Source organism: Alkalihalophilus lindianensis (genome assembly GCF_032843265.1).
GTDB classification, from domain to species: Bacteria; Bacillota; Bacilli; order Bacillales; family Bacillaceae_D; genus Alkalihalophilus; species Alkalihalophilus lindianensis.
In genome coordinates, this window is record NZ_JAWJBA010000003.1 from 422,238 (window position 1) to 437,389 (window position 15,152).

Here is a 15,152-nt window from a genome sequence, read left to right on the forward strand (position 1 = left end):
AATGATGGATAATGTACGAGTTGACGGTGGGCAAACGCGTCTCTTACGTGTTTGTTGATTAATTGGAGGGGACCCTTATGCCGACACCTAGCATGGAAGATTATTTAGAGCGAATTTATATCTTAATAGAAGACAAAGGGTACGCTAGAGTATCAGATATTGCAGAGGCACTGGAGGTACACCCTTCTTCTGTAACGAAAATGGTACAAAAGCTTGATAAGAGTGATTATCTTATTTATGAAAGATACAGAGGATTAGTTTTAACCGCTAAAGGGAAAAAAGTTGGGAAACGTCTTGTGTATCGACATGAATTATTAGAGGATTTTATGAAGTTAATTGGTGTTGAAGCAGAGCATATTTATCAAGATGTTGAAGGGATTGAACACCATCTCAGTTGGGATGCGATTGATCGAATTGGTGATCTGGTACAATTCTTTCAAGAAGACGAGCGCAGAATTGAGGCATTGAGAGAAGTACAAAAAAAGAATGAGGAAGAACAATGACCATAGCCATTTGCTATGGTTGTTTTTTTATGTAGATTCATTTACTCATTTTATTGGAAAGAACCAAGCAGGTTCCTACATAAGGTAACGTAGTGGGGGGATGATCATCATGAAGATTGATGGTGTGTTTGCAGGTGGTGGAGTGAAAGCCTATGCGTTCGTAGGTGCGCTAGATGTAATGGAGGAAAGAGGGTATGAATTCACTCGAATAGCTGGTACAAGTGCAGGTTCTATCGTGGCTGCCTTAATTAAAGCTGGATATACAAGCAAGGAGCTCCTTTCATTACTGAATGAATTAGATATCGAAGCATTCAAAGATGAGCGCATGTCTTGGTTACCCTTTCCAGTTGCCAAATGGATTCATATGTATTTTAAGCTAGGCATTTATAAAGGGGATGCTCTTGAAGCTTGGCTAAGTTGTGTTCTTCAAAAAAAGGGAATTAAAACATTTGCGGATCTACCGAAAGACTCACTTCGCATCATAGCATCAGATCTATCTCAGAATCGATTAATTGTACTGCCAGATGACTTACCCTTATATGGACAAATACCTGAAAAGTTTTCTGTGGCAAGGGCCGTGAGAATGAGTTGTAGCATCCCATTTTTTTTCGAGCCTGTAAAAATTTACGATCGAACAAAGAATGGAGCACGTTCCTATGTAGTGGATGGCGGGATCTTAAGTAACTTTCCGATGTGGTTGTTTATGGACGGTAAGACAAAGAAGTGGAGACGACCTGTTATTGGGTTTCAACTCTCTCCTTCACTTGATCAAGTACAACCAAATGATATAAAAAATGCGATTGCATTATATAGAGCATTGTTTGACACAATGACAAAGGCACATGATACGAGATATATTGCAGCAGATCATGCTAAAAATATTGTATTTATACCTGTAATGGATGTCAGTGCAACGGATTTTGAAATGTCAGAACAGGAAAAAGAAAAATTGATGAACCTTGGACGCATAGAGACTGAGCAATTCCTACGAGGATGGCGCTATTAAAAAAGAATCGAGCTTTAAAAGAGAGCTCGATTCTTTTTCTTATTCTTTTTTCCTTCAATAACAGTAAAATTGTGTTCAGGTCGTTTTTTTATAGGTGATTTAGGAAGTGGAGATTTTTTCTTTACTGCAGTACCACTTGTTGATCTGAAGAATGATGCATTTCTAGGAGATGTAGGTCTACTAGCTGTACTGGTACGCTTTGCTTTTTTTAGTTGTGATCGACTCGGTCCTTGACGCTTCGGCCAAATACTCGTTCCAAAACGTTTAGCAAGATAAAGACGATACAAGAAGAAAATGACGGCGACAAAACCGGCGATAAATAAGACTCGCGTTAACAACCCGATCGGATTGTAAATCATTTGATAACCCAGTCCAATAACAGCTAAAGCAACGACAGCTAAAACAATCATCTGCATAGTACGTTGCATACGAGCTCACCTCCATGAAAAAGTAAATAAGATCATGATGAAACTAACGACAGCATGTAATTTCTATTCATTTCCCTTTAGGGAGGATTTTCAAACAATCGTTATATGTTTTATTCTACACGAATTGTCTTAATTCCTCTATTGTAAATCCATCACCCTTACATTCTACACAAATAAAAACCTATTCATTCGACTGATTTGGAATTTCACTAAATTTTTGGATGAAGCGTTTATTCCTCTGGACATACTAGGGATGGAGGTGCTATGAATGGAACAACGTGAACAGCTAGAACAACATGAAGCAGAACAACAAATGTCTTTTCCTACAAAAGTGGTATTAATCGGATTTTTTGGTGGGCTGATTTGGTCGTTAGTTGGTTATTTTGCCTTTTACTTTAATTTTATTCGAGTAGGTCCGGCACTCGTATTTATGCCATGGGCTTTTGGAGGATGGAAAGAAACCCATCTTGGACAATGGTTAGGTGTACTAGTTATTGCCATTTTATCAATTGGGGTAGCATTTTTGTATAAAGCTATTTTACAAAAAGTGCTGAGCGTATGGGCGGGTCTCGGTTTCGGCTTGATTTTATGGGGACTCGTTTTTTATGTGCTGAATCCATTCTTTCCTGGGTTGAAATCCGTTCAGAATTTAGATTCAAATACGATCGTAACCTCTATTTGTCTCTATCTATTATATGGTGTCTTTATTGGCTATTCAGTTTCGTATGAATATGCGGAACAACATCATGGTTTATCTGACAATCAGGAAGATCCTAAAGAAGACTAAATATTTTGTACAAACCCTGCTAACTTCTTCCTATAATCCATTGGGAAATGTTACACTTAATAAGAAGTAAGCTAAACGCGGGTATATCGTGTCATAAAAGTGAGGGGATTTGTATGAAACGTTTTATTGTGATTAATGGACCGAACTTAAATCGCTTAGGTAAGCGGGAACCATCAGTATATGGTCATGAGACGTTAGGGGACCTAGAAGCATTATTAACAAAAACAGCTATTGATTTAGAGGTTGAAGTAAGCTGCATGCAGTCAAATCACGAAGGGGAATTAATTGACTGTATTCATCGTTCGGTTGATGAAGCAGATGGTATTATTATCAACCCAGGTGCCTTTACTCATTATAGCTATGCTATTCGTGATGCAATTGCCAGTGTTGATTTACCAGTGATTGAAGTTCATATCTCCAATGTTCACAGACGTGAGGCGTTTCGTCACCATTCCGTTGTATCACCTGTGACAAAAGGTCAAATTGTTGGGTTGGGATTATATGGTTACGTCCTAGCTTTAACCGCGCTTGCAAAAGGAGAGGAATAATATGAAACGAGTTGAAGCGTTAAGAGAGCAATTGAAACATGCAGAAGTAGATGGCTTATTAATTACAAGTGCTCACAACCGTCAGTATATGACAACGTTTACTGGAACGGCCGGAGTCGCGATAGTAACACAATCAGCAGCCGTTTTTATTACAGATTTTCGTTATATGGAACAAGCCCGAGAACAAGCAAAGGGATTCGATATTGTTCAACATTCAGGACCTATTTTTGAAGAGGTAGCTAAGCAAGTAGAGTTATTAAAGGTTAAGACATTAGGATTTGAACAATCACAACTTACATATGAAGCACATCAGCTCTATAGCAAATTCATTGAATCAGCTACACTTATTCCGGTATCTGGCTTAATTGAGAAACTTCGCTTGATAAAAGATTCCGCTGAAATTAAACTTATTTCAGATGCGGCTGAAATAGCGGATGCTGCGTTCCAACATATTACAACATTTATCCGCCCAGGCCTATCAGAGCTTGAAGTTTCTAATGAACTTGAATTCTTCATGCGTAAACAAGGCGCTGCGAGTTCTTCATTTGATATTATCGTAGCTTCAGGTTATCGTTCTGCTCTCCCTCATGGTGTGGCAAGTGAGAAAATCATTGATAAAGGAGAACTCGTTACTCTAGATTTCGGTGCTTATTATAAAGGATACTGCTCAGACATCACAAGAACACTTGCTGTAGGTGAAGTGAGTGATGAATTAAAAACTATTTACCATACCGTTTTAGAAGCTCAATTACGTGGTATGGAAGGAATAAAACCTGGTATAACTGGGAAACAAGCAGATGCTCTTACTCGTGATTATATTACAGAGAAGGGTTATGGTGAGTATTTTGGACACTCAACGGGTCATGGTCTAGGAATGGAAGTACATGAAGGGCCTTCCCTTTCTGTTAAATCAGAAACGATCCTTGAACCTGGAATGATTGTTACGGTAGAGCCAGGTATTTACGTTGCGGGTGTCGGTGGTACAAGAATTGAGGACGATACACTAATTACAGAGAATGGAAATCAATCATTTACTAAGTCTACAAAAGAACTTTTAACTGTTGGGGTATAAAATCTACAGGAAACTTTGATTCGGCTATGGTATAGTAAAGATTGTGATTGCCCACTTTAGAAAAAGGTGGAAAGATGGAGGAAGATAATTATGATTTCAGTAAATGATTTTAAAACAGGATTAACAATTGAAGTTGACAATGGAATTTGGCAAGTCATTGATTTCCAACATGTAAAACCAGGTAAAGGAGCGGCATTTGTCCGTTCTAAGCTTCGTAACCTACGTACGGGAGCTGTTCAAGAGAAAACATTTCGTGCTGGTGAAAAGGTTTCTAAAGCCCATATTGAAAACCGTCGTATGGCTTATCTATATGCTAGTGGAGACATGCACAATTTCATGGATAATCAATCATTTGAACAAATTGAATTACCCACTTCTCAAATTGAGCATGAACTTAAATTTCTTAAAGAGAACATGGAAGTTCAAATTATGTCGTACCAAGGTGAAACTCTAGGAGTAGAAGTTCCTAATACAGTTGAACTTGAAGTGACAGAAACAGAGCCAGGTATTAAAGGCGATACAGCTTCAGGCGGAACAAAGCCTGCAACACTTGAAACAGGCTTAACCGTTCAGGTTCCATTCTTTATTAACCAAGGCGACATTCTTCTAATCGATACACGTAGTTCTTCTTATATGTCAAGAGCATAATAAAAAATAGTAAGACGAGCACACTTGATCAAAAGTGTGCTCGTCTTTTTTTGTTCTGAATTGGCATAAGATCTCATAGGTTGTACAAAGCGAGCTATGCAGAGGTGAAGAAGTTGAAAACATGGTTTTTATCAATAGAAGCTGCACTTTTGGCTATGGTTGGACTAAGATTTCTCTCTGGTCTTATTGAAATTTCAGCAGCTACTATAATGTTGAAGTTAAATAGTGTTGAAAAGGCAGTGGCCATTAATGCCATGTTAGCCATTATCGGACCTACTATCTTTATTTCTTCCATACTAATAGGGCTAACTGGTTTATCCGATCGGTTGTCGGTGGGGAAATTTCTTTTCATAGGAGCAGGGGTCGTATTGATATTAATTGGACTTCGTAAATAGAGAGGGGGGAGAGTTGTGCTAAAAGATATTCTACCAGTTGTGTCACAACCGATTCGAACAATTCTACAACAACTTCCTTTGGCTATTAAGGAAGATATTGAAGAAATTCGTATACGCATCTCTCGCCCGCTTGAAGTGATTGTTCATGGTAAACCTTATTATCCAGAAGAAAATGGAGCGATGTACATTGTCGAGCCTAAAGATGGACAACAGTTATTAAGTCAGTTAAGTCAACATTCACTTTATGCGTTTGAAGAAGAAATGAAGAAGGGTTTTATAACCATTCGAGGAGGACATCGTGTTGGTCTTGCAGGAAAAGTCATTCTAGAAAAAGGTGAAGTAAAAACCATTCGCGATGTTAGCTCCTATAACATTCGAATTGCTAGGCAAACAATTGGAGTCGCAGAACGTTTAGTTCATGATTTGTATGATGGTAGATGGCTTAATACGTTATTAATTGGTCCTCCTCAAACAGGGAAAACAACCCTGCTTCGTGATTTAGCAAGGTTAATTAGTGAAGGTGTTGCAGTGAGGCAGATTGCTCCACTGAAGGTAGGGATTGTCGATGAACGTTCTGAAATCGCTGCAAGTATGAGAGGAGTTCCGCAACATCATCTAGGAGCAAGAATTGATGTGTTAGATGGTTGTCCGAAAGCAGAAGGAATGATGATGATGATTCGTTCAATGAGTCCGGATGTATTAATTGTAGATGAGATAGGTAGAAAAGAAGATGTAATAGCGATTCAAGAAGCTACTCACGCTGGGGTCAAAGTTATGACCACAGCACATGGTTTCACCTTAGAAGATGTTCTAAAACGGCCTGCAATCAGTGAATTATTTCAATTTGGTGCATTTGATCGTTGCATCGAGTTAACAAGGACAACAAAGCCAGGAGTTGTGAAGAGGGTCCGTCGAATCAACGAGAAAATGACGGTGAAGTATCCATGAAATTGCTAGGGGCACTTCTTATCATCATTGTCACAACAGCGGTCGGGTTTGAGTTAGCTAGGAGATTAAGTGAACGACCAAGGCAACTAAGGCAGTTGAAAGTAGCTATCCAATCTCTAGAAGCTGAAATCTTATACGGCTTGACCCCTCTAGCACAAGCTTCTAAGCACTTAGCTAAACAAACGCCAAAGCCCATTTGTTACTTGTTTGAACATTTTGCATACAAGCTAAAACAAACGGAACAACCTGCTTATGTTGCTTGGGAAGAAAGCATAAAAGAGATGTGGTCGCTCACTTCCCTTTTACAAAATGAACAAGAAATCCTTAAGCAATTTGGTCAAACGCTTGGCCAACATGATCGCGAACAGCAACAAAAACAAATTAAATTAACGCTTGCTCATTTAGAAAGAGAAGAAGGGGAAGCAAGAGACCGCCAGCATCGCTACGAACGAATGGTCAAAAGTTTAGGATTTTTAACAGGATTACTAATCGTTATTTTACTGATGTAATAGTAGCGGTTTATAGGAGGAGGAGAACATCGTGTATGATGTGAACACGATTTTTCAAATCGCAGGAATAGGAATAGTCGTTGCTATGATTCATACCGTATTAAAACAAATGGGAAAAGAAGATTGGGCTCACTGGGTAACATTAATTGGATTTGTGGTTGTCTTATATATGGTTGCAACCATTGTTGATGACTTGTTCCAGAAAATAAGGACTGTTTTTTTGTTTCAAGGTTAGGGAGGTGAGTTGCGATTGATATTATTCAAATTGTGGGCCTGGGACTAATCGCAACCTTCCTTGCCCTTGTAGTGAAAGAACAAAAGCCGATGTTTGCCTTTTTGTTAACCGTGTTCGTTGGCGTAGTTATTTTTTTATTTTTAGTAGATGAAATCACTAAAATTATAACGATGCTCGAACAAATCGCAACAAATGCCCAAATTAATATGGTTTATTTACAAACTATTCTTAAAATAATCGGCATTGCCTATATTGCCGAATTCGGTGCTCAAATTGCAAAGGATGCCGGACAAGCTGCAATCGCTACTAAAATTGAGCTTGCGGGAAAAATTCTCATCTTGGTAATGGCCATCCCCATACTCACGGCAGTCATTGAAATGGTTTTAGCATTGCTTCCTACATCATAATCCATAGAAATAATACAAGAAGGGAGGGATGAGATGATGAAGCAAACCATATCAACCATCCTTCTTCTTACCCTGTTTTTACTACTACCAATGGATGCGCATGCTGAATCAAACGGGGAGGAACCAGTTGATGAGAATACCTTTGTGGAAAAACAATTAGAAATGTTGCAACTTGATGAAATTAGAAGCTACTGGGAGGAGATCTCGACAGAGTATGGTGGGTTTTTACCTGAGAGCCAAAAAGGAAGTTTTCTAGAGTTTGTAAAAGGAGACAAGCAGTTTTCCTTTAAAGAGTGGGGAATTGGACTTGTGCGTTATCTGCTTCATGAATTAATTGTGAACGGCAAACTACTCGGAACGCTCATTTTACTAACCATTTTTTGTATGATTTTACAGTCGCTCCAGAATGCTTTTGAACAACATACTATAAGCAAAGTGGCTTATGCGATTACGTACATGGTCTTAATGATCATTGCACTAAACAGCTTTCATGTAGCCATTTCATATGCCCAGGATGCCATAAATAACATGATTCACTTTATGATCGCTCTCCTCCCTTTACTATTAGCAATCATGGCGGCGGTTGGTTCCATCACATCAGCAGCTTTATTTCATCCGCTGATCATTTTTCTAGTTCATACGAGTGGATTATTAATTCAATTTATTGTTCTTCCTTTATTATTCTTATCGGCTGTGTTGGGGATTGTGAGTACATTAACAGATCATTATAAAGTGACGAAACTAGCAAATTTTTTACGAACGATCGCAGTTGGTGCTCTTGGTGTCTTCTTAACCGTCTTTTTAGGTGTTATTTCTGTGCAAGGGGCGTCTACAGCTGTCGCTGATGGAATTACAGTACGAACGGCTAAATTTATCGCAGGTAACTTTGTACCAGTCATAGGACGGATGTTCACTGATGCAGCAGATACGGTTATGAGCGCTTCTTTATTACTCAAAAATACAGTAGGAATAGCAGGCTTAGCCATACTACTCATGCTTTGTGCATTTCCAGCGATAAAAATTTTATCTTTAGCTATTATCTTTAATTTGTCAGCTGCCATCTTACAACCATTAGGTGGAGGCCCCATAATTGAATGTTTATCCATCATCGGAAAGGCAGTCATCTACGTTTTTGCAGCGTTAGCCATTGTATGTTTAATGTTTTTCTTAGCGATTACCATTATGGTAGCAGCTGGTAATCTATCCTTCATGATCAGGTGAGAGAAAGGGGTCTGTCATGGATTTCCTAACAAGCTGGATAACCAATATCATACTTCTTATCTTATTGGCTACTATTTTAGAGCTAATGATCCCGAATTCAGTTTTGCAACGTTATGTGAAAATGGTTGTAGGGTTATTATTATTAGTCATGATTTTGCAGCCTTTATTATCAATTTTGACAAAGGATGTCGACCAATGGCTTGTTTCGATTACTCAACATTCAAACCAAATGGAAAAGTCGCTGGAAGATGAAATAAATTTACAAAAAAGTGATATAGAGCTCGGACTTCGTGCATATATTTCAGAACAGATGGCTGTCCAATTGGAAAATGAAGTGAAAGATACGTTAAGGGAGCAACATGATGTGTCTATCGCTCGGGTGGAAGTAAAAATGGCTGAGTCGGTTAATCAGACGCCGACTGCAGAGGACGTAGAAGAGGTCATTGTTCATTTACATGAATTTGGGAAAGAAGTCCCTAGTGACCAAGAAAATAACGCGGTATCTCCGGTCAGCGTTGTGAAGATTGATACGACTCGACCCATTCCACAAGAAAGTGTAGAGGTAAAGATGGATCTATCCTCGATACGTACCTTTCTTTCAACCAATTGGGAAGTTCCAGAAGAAATGATTTCGCTAGCGTGGGAAGGAGGGGAATAAGCAGAATGAGTCAACATGAACAGAAGGATCGCCAATGGTTAAGTAAAATATTAAAAAAGCCAGATGCAGGTCAAAAAAAGCGAAAATTACCTCTCCATTATGTAGTTCTTATCGGATGTGTGGGAATTGCTTTAATGATTGCTGGTAACCTTCTAACCAACCAACCAATGGATCAAGCACAATCCTTACCTGTCTTTAACGATAAGGAAACAGAGGAAGATACCGAAGTATTTGGTAGAAACGAAAAACCTGAACCTTATTCGATGGAAGATTACGAGATGCGCTATGAAAATCAATTACGCGACACGCTAGAGCAAATTGTTGGTTTGAGTGACGTCTCGGTGATGATTAATTTAGCTGAATCCGAGCGAAACATCTATGAAAAAAACATCAATGCTAGACAACAAAATACGAATGAAACGGATCGTGAGGGGGGGACGCGAACTGTTGATGATGTCACTAAAGATGAACAACTGGTGATTGTACGTAGTGGTGACAAAGAAGAGCCGGTCCTTGTAGCAAAGGAAAAGCCAACAATAAGAGGCGTCTTAGTTGTTGCTGAAGGTGTAGAAAATGCACAAGTGAAGTCTTGGGTGATTGAAGCAGTTAGTCGAGTTCTAGATGTACCATCTCACCGAGTAAGTGTCATGCCTAAAAAAGTTGAGGAGGAATAAAGAATGGTCTTGAAAAAACAAACAGTATGGTTGTTAACAATGCTTAGTTTAATTGTGGTATTATCTGCGTATTACTTAATGACACCGGGGCAAACAACAGTTGATGTAGCATTTGTTGAGGATCAAGAAGTAAGTGAGGGACAGCAGGAAACTGGGGATTCGGAAGATGTCGTGGTCAATGTTGTCGAAGAGTTTGAAACGGTTGATGAGGCTGGAGAAGACATTGGTACAGAAGTGAATTCAATGAGTGGTAGTGAATTTTTTGCGACGATGCGCATGGAGCTTCAAGAGAATCGCGATCGTATGGCAGAAGAATACACAAAAGTTCGTGCAGCTAGCGATGTGCCTGCTGATAAAGTAGTAGAAGCACATGAGAAGAGCATGGAGCTACTAGCATTATCTCAACAAGAATCAATGCTTGAAACATTAATTAAAACAAAAGGATTTAATGATGTACTTGTTATGTCTGAAGGTCAAGAAGTTAAAGTCATTGTGCAAGCTGAAGAATTAACAGGGGCCCAAACAGTTGAAATTATGGATATGGTAACAGATCAACTTGGAAATGGAAAAAGCGTGGTCGTAAGTCACGAATAATAGTAAAGACATCAGCTACTAATCTAGCTGATGTCTTTTTGTTTGAAATGAATGTTCTAAAGAAAATAGATTGAACATCGTCAAAGAGGTGCAATGAGAAGGTGAGCATGATATAATACGACAATGTAACTTGAATATGAGGAGCGATTTTACATGGAATGGACGGATTTAACAGAAGGTGCCAAGGCGGTACTTGAGCAAACACGCAACCTGAAAAATGATAATATCCAAATTGTTGAGTTTGAAATTGGGTTTGAACAACATGTCGATAATGAGGAAGGTCATTCATATACGGTATCAATCCAAGAAGAAGACTATCAAAACTTAAAAAAATATACTCAAGAAAATGAGTACGGCGATAAATTCCACATGGCTAGAAATAAAGATATTGTTAAAATTATTCTTCTAGAAGATGGGAAGATTCCTGAGAACCTTTCAGAATTCCCTGTATTCCGCCAATACAAAAAAGAGGCGCTTATTACAGAAGAATCAGAATCTCAAACAGAAAGTGCTCCCGAATAAACCATCTAAAAACTCTTTTATTCTAAAGGATAGAGGAGTTTTTTTGTTTGCGGCGAATACATTCCTGTATTATCAGAACAATCCCGCAAATTGAAGAACTTGTAAGGGAGGATCTTGAAACGGTATGATATAATATAAATGATACTATGTAACAACATGCTTCACCCTTTAAAGTGATGTGAGGGTGCTAGTAAGAAAAAGGAGAGTACATATATGTTAAAGGTACAAGAGATCAAGGAATTAATTCGTGCAATGGACCAATCTAGTTTAGATGAAATGAAATTTGAACAAGAAGGAACAAAGATTGTTCTTAAAAAACAAGTAGCTGAAGCAACGACAGGACAAGCTACTGCACCAACGCCAGTAACAGAGGTGAAACCAGCAGCACCTGCAAAGGTAGAAGCGGCTGAGCAAGCACCTAAACCGGTTGCAAAAGAAACGAAAGAAGAATCAAACCTTCATACAATCACTTCACCAATGGTAGGTACTTTTTATTCTTCGCCTTCACCTGATGCAGATGCATACGTAAAAACGGGTGATTCGGTTGAAGAAGAAACAGTGGTTTGTATTGTTGAGGCAATGAAATTAATGAATGAGATTGAAGCAGAAGTAACAGGTAAAGTGGTCGAAGTGCTAGCTCAAAATGGAGAGCTCGTAGAATATGGACAACCATTATTTGTCGTAGAACCTAGCTAACTAATAGGAGTGGGGATAGTATGATCAAAAAATTATTAATTGCCAACCGAGGAGAGATTGCGGTTCGAATTATTCGAGCTGCTCGTGAAATGGGTATTGAAACCGTTGCCATATATTCAGAGGCTGATAAGGATGCTCTGCATGTACGTTTGGCTGATGAAGCTTATTGTATTGGGCCGACACCATCAAATAAGAGCTATTTGAACTTTACTAACATTATGAGTGTTGCTACTTTAACTGAATCTGATGCGATTCATCCTGGATACGGCTTTCTAGCTGAGAATGCTGATTTTGCTGAAATTTGTGCGGCTTGCAAAGTGACTTTTGTTGGTCCAAGCCCACAAGCTATTAATAAAATGGGAACAAAAGATGTAGCGCGAGATACGATGGAACAAGCAGGTGTGCCTATCGTTCCTGGTTCAGACGGGATCGTGGAGGATGCTGAAGCGGGTATGAAAGTTGCAGATGAGATTGGCTTTCCAGTCATTATTAAAGCAACAGCTGGTGGTGGAGGTAAAGGAATTCGAGTTGCTCGCACACCAGAAGAACTAAAAAAAGGAATGAACATTACTCAACAAGAGGCAGCAACTGCTTTTGGAAATCCAGGCGTTTATATTGAGAAGTATATTGAAGATTTCCGCCATGTAGAAATTCAAGTTCTTGCTGATAACCATGGTAATGTGGTTCACTTAGGTGAACGCGATTGTAGTATTCAGCGACGATTACAAAAATTACTAGAAGAAACACCATCTCCGGCCATCTCACCTGAAAAGCGTGCAGAAATGGGAGAAGCAGCTGTTGCAGCAGCAAAAGCGGTTAATTATTCTGGTGCTGGTACAGTTGAATTTATTTATGATCATAATACAGGCGAATTTTATTTCATGGAAATGAATACAAGAATTCAAGTTGAGCACCCTGTCACTGAGATGGTTACAGGTGTTGATCTAATCAAAGAACAAATACGTGTAGCAAGTGGGGAAAAGCTATCCTTTACTCAAGAAGAGGTAACGTTTAATGGCTGGTCGATTGAATGTAGAATTAATGCTGAAAATCCTTCTAAAAACTTCATGCCTTCACCAGGGAAAATTACAAGTTATTTAGCACCTGGTGGATTAGGTGTTCGTATTGATTCAGCGGTATATCCGGGTTACGTTATTTCACCATTTTATGATTCTATGGTTGCCAAAGTCATTACGTATGGTGCAACACGAGAAGAAGCTATCGGCCGTATGAAACGTGCGTTAGCTGAATTTGAAATAGAAGGGGTAGAAACAACGATTCCTTTCCACTTAAAGCTCCTTAATCATGAAACATTTGTATCTGGAGATTTTAATACAAAGTTTCTAGAAGAGCATGATGTTATGGGAGTTAAAGCAGTTACTAAATAAATGATTTGGAGGAATGGATGATGAATGAAAATCACATTCTAGAACTTGAAGATCAAAAATCTGAGCTTGGAACAGTTGAGATCTCACCTGAAGTAATCGAAGTTATTGCCGGTATTGCTGCCTCAGAAGTTGAGGGTGTAGCGACGATGCGTGGGAATTTTGCAGCAGGTGTGGCAGAAAAGCTTGGCCGCAAAAATCATGGTAAAGGCGTGAAAGTAGAACTAGATGAAGATGGGATTACTGTTGATGTCTCAGTTGTCATCTCTTATGGCGTTCAAGTGCCAGAAGTGGCAAAGTTGATTCAATACAATATCAAACAAGCCCTACAAACAATGACTGCTATTGAATTACAAGCAGTTAATGTTCATGTTGTAGGAGTGCAATTTGAAACAACAGAAGTTATCGACACTGATGCACTTTCATAGTTTCTAGGAAGAGCGACCAAGATCCATTTCTTGGTCGCTCTTCCTCATTTACTGCTTCATTAATAAAAATATTTATAAATCAAAGGAAAGAATATTGTGAAAACGAAGATTTGGGTAGACTAAATTCTAGATTGTTCTGTTTTCATGAAAGGTGTTATGCTATTATCAACATATATTAATGACTTATAAAGGGGTAAGAACTGAATGAATCGAAGAGTGGCACGATTACGAGCAGCACAAGCGCTATATCAAATGGATTTAACTAATTCGGATATAGAAAGTGCGATAGAAAGTGTATTAGATGATAACGAAGAACAAAGTGAGTTTTTTAAACAGTTGATCTTTGGTACAACAGAAAAAATAGAAAAAATTGATGAAACAATTTCAGCAAATCTAAAAGGGTGGACAATTTCTAGAATGGGGCATGTGGATCGAGCAATTATTCGCATGGCGATGTTTGAGATGCTTGAAGTTGAAGATATTCCTGTAAATGTAACATTTAATGAGGCGATTGAATTAGCCAAAGCTTTCGGTGGAGAAGAGGCTGGAAGGTTCGTAAATGGAGTTCTCTCCAAATCAATTGAAACATTAAACCTAGATCGTAAAAGAAATTAAAGACATCTATTAAGGGAGTGGAAAACATGAGCGCAGCATTATTGAATGGGAAAGAATTAGCAGCTAAAAAAAGAGAAGCAATGAAAAAAGAGGTCTCAGCTTTAATTGAAGGTGGGACAACTCCCGGACTTGCCGTTATTTTAGTAGGTGATAACCAAGCTTCCCAAACATATGTAAGGTCGAAACAAAAATCATGTGAGCAAATTGGTATTCATTCGGTTTTAATCAAATTACCAGAAGAGACAACAGAAGCAACATTACTCACTGAAATTGATCGCTTAAATGAGGATCCTACAATTGATGGCATCCTCGTTCAACTACCACTCCCTCCACAAATACAAGAAAGAGCTGTTATAGAGAAAATCACACCATCAAAAGACGTCGATGGTTTTCACCCTATAAATATTGGGAAAATGATGACTAAAGATAAGACGTTTCTTCCATGTACGCCATATGGCATTGTTGAAATGCTTAAAGAAGCGGATATCACGATCGGTGGTAAGCATGTAGTTGTGATAGGACGTAGTAATATTGTCGGCAAGCCAGTGGGACAATTACTTCTAAATGAAGATGCAACTGTTACATATTGTCACTCTCGTACAAATGACCTTGCTACCTTTACAAAGCAAGCAGATATTTTAATTGTGGCGATTGGTAAAGCGAAATTTATTAAAGCTAGTGATGTCAAAGAAGGCGCCGTAGTTATTGATGTTGGCATGAATCGTGAAGATGGAAAATTATGTGGGGATGTTGATTTTGAGGAAGTGAAGGAAGTAGCTTCTCATCTTACTCCTGTTCCTGGCGGGGTAGGACCAATGACCATTACAATGTTGCTTGAAAATACGATTCAATCAGCAAAAGACCGTACATAAA

Annotated in this window: 22 protein-coding genes; 21 read left to right on the top strand and 1 reads right to left on the bottom strand. The window is 38.7% G+C overall.

Translation table 11 applies throughout. The features are described from left to right. The first annotated feature begins 77 nt into the window (after positions 1–77). Positions 78–503: a transcriptional regulator MntR gene (mntR, locus tag RYX56_RS12245; protein WP_317122314.1), complete on the top strand. Its 426-nt coding sequence runs from the start codon at positions 78–80 to the stop codon at positions 501–503. Positions 504–612: 109 nt separating this feature from the next. Further along, entirely contained in the window at positions 613–1,509 is an 897-nt protein-coding gene (locus RYX56_RS12250) for a patatin-like phospholipase family protein (RefSeq protein WP_317122315.1), read from the top strand. Positions 1,510–1,523: 14 nt separating this feature from the next. Here RYX56_RS12250 and RYX56_RS12255 read toward each other — a convergent pair whose 3' ends face one another. Beyond that, positions 1,524–1,937 (bottom strand): SA1362 family protein, encoded by a 414-nt coding sequence (locus tag RYX56_RS12255; protein ID WP_053073975.1) that lies wholly within the window; start codon positions 1,935–1,937, stop codon positions 1,524–1,526. A gap of 268 nt (positions 1,938–2,205) precedes the next feature. Between RYX56_RS12255 and RYX56_RS12260 the strand changes: the two genes are divergently transcribed. From RYX56_RS12260 to folD, 19 genes are all read left to right on the top strand, one after another. Then, a complete protein-coding gene (locus RYX56_RS12260) occupies positions 2,206–2,724 on the top strand; it encodes a YqhR family membrane protein (RefSeq protein WP_317122316.1) in 519 nt (172 codons plus the stop codon). A gap of 113 nt (positions 2,725–2,837) precedes the next feature. Beyond that, on the top strand, positions 2,838–3,272 hold the full coding sequence (aroQ, locus tag RYX56_RS12265) for a type II 3-dehydroquinate dehydratase (RefSeq protein ID WP_317122317.1): 435 nt from the start codon (positions 2,838–2,840) through the stop codon (positions 3,270–3,272). Between the two features lies 1 nt (position 3,273). Further along, positions 3,274–4,344, top strand: coding sequence for a M24 family metallopeptidase (locus RYX56_RS12270; RefSeq protein ID WP_317122318.1), 1,071 nt, complete (start codon positions 3,274–3,276; stop codon positions 4,342–4,344). Positions 4,345–4,434: 90 nt separating this feature from the next. Next, complete coding sequence (gene efp / locus RYX56_RS12275) at positions 4,435–4,992, top strand: elongation factor P (protein ID WP_317122319.1); 558 nt, start codon at positions 4,435–4,437, stop codon at positions 4,990–4,992. Positions 4,993–5,105: 113 nt separating this feature from the next. After that, positions 5,106–5,387, top strand: coding sequence for a YqhV family protein (locus RYX56_RS12280; RefSeq protein ID WP_317122320.1), 282 nt, complete (start codon positions 5,106–5,108; stop codon positions 5,385–5,387). Between the two features lie 15 nt (positions 5,388–5,402). Further along, positions 5,403–6,335, top strand: a complete 933-nt coding sequence (gene spoIIIAA, locus RYX56_RS12285) for a stage III sporulation protein AA (RefSeq protein ID WP_317122321.1) — start codon at positions 5,403–5,405, stop codon at positions 6,333–6,335. Continuing rightward, positions 6,332–6,844 (top strand): stage III sporulation protein SpoIIIAB, encoded by a 513-nt coding sequence (spoIIIAB, locus tag RYX56_RS12290; RefSeq protein WP_317122322.1) that lies wholly within the window; start codon positions 6,332–6,334, stop codon positions 6,842–6,844. The genes spoIIIAA and spoIIIAB overlap by 4 nt, the downstream gene beginning before the upstream one ends. Positions 6,845–6,872: 28 nt before the next feature. Next, positions 6,873–7,079: a stage III sporulation protein AC gene (gene spoIIIAC / locus RYX56_RS12295; protein ID WP_031311554.1), complete on the top strand. Its 207-nt coding sequence runs from the start codon at positions 6,873–6,875 to the stop codon at positions 7,077–7,079. Positions 7,080–7,093: 14 nt separating this feature from the next. Then, complete coding sequence (spoIIIAD, locus tag RYX56_RS12300) at positions 7,094–7,486, top strand: stage III sporulation protein AD (protein ID WP_317122394.1); 393 nt, start codon at positions 7,094–7,096, stop codon at positions 7,484–7,486. 36 nt (positions 7,487–7,522) lie between these two features. Beyond that, complete coding sequence (gene spoIIIAE / locus RYX56_RS12305; RefSeq protein WP_317122395.1) at positions 7,523–8,707, top strand: stage III sporulation protein AE; 1,185 nt, start codon at positions 7,523–7,525, stop codon at positions 8,705–8,707. Positions 8,708–8,723: 16 nt separating this feature from the next. After that, entirely contained in the window at positions 8,724–9,365 is a 642-nt protein-coding gene (gene spoIIIAF, locus RYX56_RS12310) for a stage III sporulation protein AF (RefSeq protein ID WP_317122323.1), read from the top strand. Between the two features lie 5 nt (positions 9,366–9,370). Next, positions 9,371–10,039, top strand: coding sequence for a stage III sporulation protein AG (gene spoIIIAG, locus RYX56_RS12315; protein WP_317122324.1), 669 nt, complete (start codon positions 9,371–9,373; stop codon positions 10,037–10,039). Positions 10,040–10,042: 3 nt separating this feature from the next. Next, a complete protein-coding gene (locus tag RYX56_RS12320) occupies positions 10,043–10,633 on the top strand; it encodes a SpoIIIAH-like family protein (protein ID WP_317122325.1) in 591 nt (196 codons plus the stop codon). A gap of 153 nt (positions 10,634–10,786) precedes the next feature. After that, a complete protein-coding gene (locus RYX56_RS12325) occupies positions 10,787–11,155 on the top strand; it encodes a hypothetical protein (protein WP_047974096.1) in 369 nt (122 codons plus the stop codon). A gap of 213 nt (positions 11,156–11,368) precedes the next feature. Next, positions 11,369–11,851, top strand: a complete 483-nt coding sequence (gene accB / locus RYX56_RS12330) for an acetyl-CoA carboxylase biotin carboxyl carrier protein (RefSeq protein WP_317122326.1) — start codon at positions 11,369–11,371, stop codon at positions 11,849–11,851. 20 nt (positions 11,852–11,871) lie between these two features. Continuing rightward, complete coding sequence (gene accC, locus RYX56_RS12335) at positions 11,872–13,239, top strand: acetyl-CoA carboxylase biotin carboxylase subunit (RefSeq protein WP_317122327.1); 1,368 nt, start codon at positions 11,872–11,874, stop codon at positions 13,237–13,239. Between the two features lie 20 nt (positions 13,240–13,259). Beyond that, positions 13,260–13,664 carry an Asp23/Gls24 family envelope stress response protein gene (locus RYX56_RS12340; RefSeq protein WP_317122396.1) on the top strand — a complete coding sequence of 135 codons (405 nt, stop codon included), beginning with the start codon at positions 13,260–13,262 and terminating at the stop codon, positions 13,662–13,664. A gap of 204 nt (positions 13,665–13,868) precedes the next feature. Further along, entirely contained in the window at positions 13,869–14,279 is a 411-nt protein-coding gene (gene nusB, locus RYX56_RS12345) for a transcription antitermination factor NusB (RefSeq protein ID WP_317122328.1), read from the top strand. A gap of 26 nt (positions 14,280–14,305) precedes the next feature. Beyond that, positions 14,306–15,151 carry a bifunctional methylenetetrahydrofolate dehydrogenase/methenyltetrahydrofolate cyclohydrolase FolD gene (gene folD / locus RYX56_RS12350; protein WP_317122329.1) on the top strand — a complete coding sequence of 282 codons (846 nt, stop codon included), beginning with the start codon at positions 14,306–14,308 and terminating at the stop codon, positions 15,149–15,151. Position 15,152: the final 1 nt, after the last annotated feature.

Excerpts from the sequence above, each read along its gene's own strand:
- RYX56_RS12260 (WP_317122316.1), top strand. The coding sequence starts at position 2,206 with ATGGAACAACGTGAACAGCTAGAACAACATGAAGCAGAACAACAAATG.
- nusB (WP_317122328.1), top strand. The coding sequence starts at position 13,869 with ATGAATCGAAGAGTGGCACGATTACGAGCAGCACAAGCGCTATATCAA.
- RYX56_RS12255 (WP_053073975.1), bottom strand. The coding sequence starts at position 1,937 with ATGCAACGTACTATGCAGATGATTGTTTTAGCTGTCGTTGCTTTAGCT.
- accC (WP_317122327.1), top strand. The coding sequence starts at position 11,872 with ATGATCAAAAAATTATTAATTGCCAACCGAGGAGAGATTGCGGTTCGA.
- spoIIIAB (WP_317122322.1), top strand. The coding sequence starts at position 6,332 with ATGAAATTGCTAGGGGCACTTCTTATCATCATTGTCACAACAGCGGTC.
- spoIIIAE (WP_317122395.1), top strand. The coding sequence starts at position 7,523 with ATGAAGCAAACCATATCAACCATCCTTCTTCTTACCCTGTTTTTACTA.
- efp (WP_317122319.1), top strand. The coding sequence starts at position 4,435 with ATGATTTCAGTAAATGATTTTAAAACAGGATTAACAATTGAAGTTGAC.
- mntR (WP_317122314.1), top strand. The coding sequence starts at position 78 with ATGCCGACACCTAGCATGGAAGATTATTTAGAGCGAATTTATATCTTA.
- spoIIIAG (WP_317122324.1), top strand. The coding sequence starts at position 9,371 with ATGAGTCAACATGAACAGAAGGATCGCCAATGGTTAAGTAAAATATTA.
- RYX56_RS12250 (WP_317122315.1), top strand. The coding sequence starts at position 613 with ATGAAGATTGATGGTGTGTTTGCAGGTGGTGGAGTGAAAGCCTATGCG.
- spoIIIAF (WP_317122323.1), top strand. The coding sequence starts at position 8,724 with ATGGATTTCCTAACAAGCTGGATAACCAATATCATACTTCTTATCTTA.
- folD (WP_317122329.1), top strand. The coding sequence starts at position 14,306 with ATGAGCGCAGCATTATTGAATGGGAAAGAATTAGCAGCTAAAAAAAGA.
- RYX56_RS12270 (WP_317122318.1), top strand. The coding sequence starts at position 3,274 with ATGAAACGAGTTGAAGCGTTAAGAGAGCAATTGAAACATGCAGAAGTA.
- RYX56_RS12320 (WP_317122325.1), top strand. The coding sequence starts at position 10,043 with ATGGTCTTGAAAAAACAAACAGTATGGTTGTTAACAATGCTTAGTTTA.
- aroQ (WP_317122317.1), top strand. The coding sequence starts at position 2,838 with ATGAAACGTTTTATTGTGATTAATGGACCGAACTTAAATCGCTTAGGT.
- RYX56_RS12325 (WP_047974096.1), top strand. The coding sequence starts at position 10,787 with ATGGAATGGACGGATTTAACAGAAGGTGCCAAGGCGGTACTTGAGCAA.
- accB (WP_317122326.1), top strand. The coding sequence starts at position 11,369 with ATGTTAAAGGTACAAGAGATCAAGGAATTAATTCGTGCAATGGACCAA.
- RYX56_RS12340 (WP_317122396.1), top strand. The coding sequence starts at position 13,260 with ATGAATGAAAATCACATTCTAGAACTTGAAGATCAAAAATCTGAGCTT.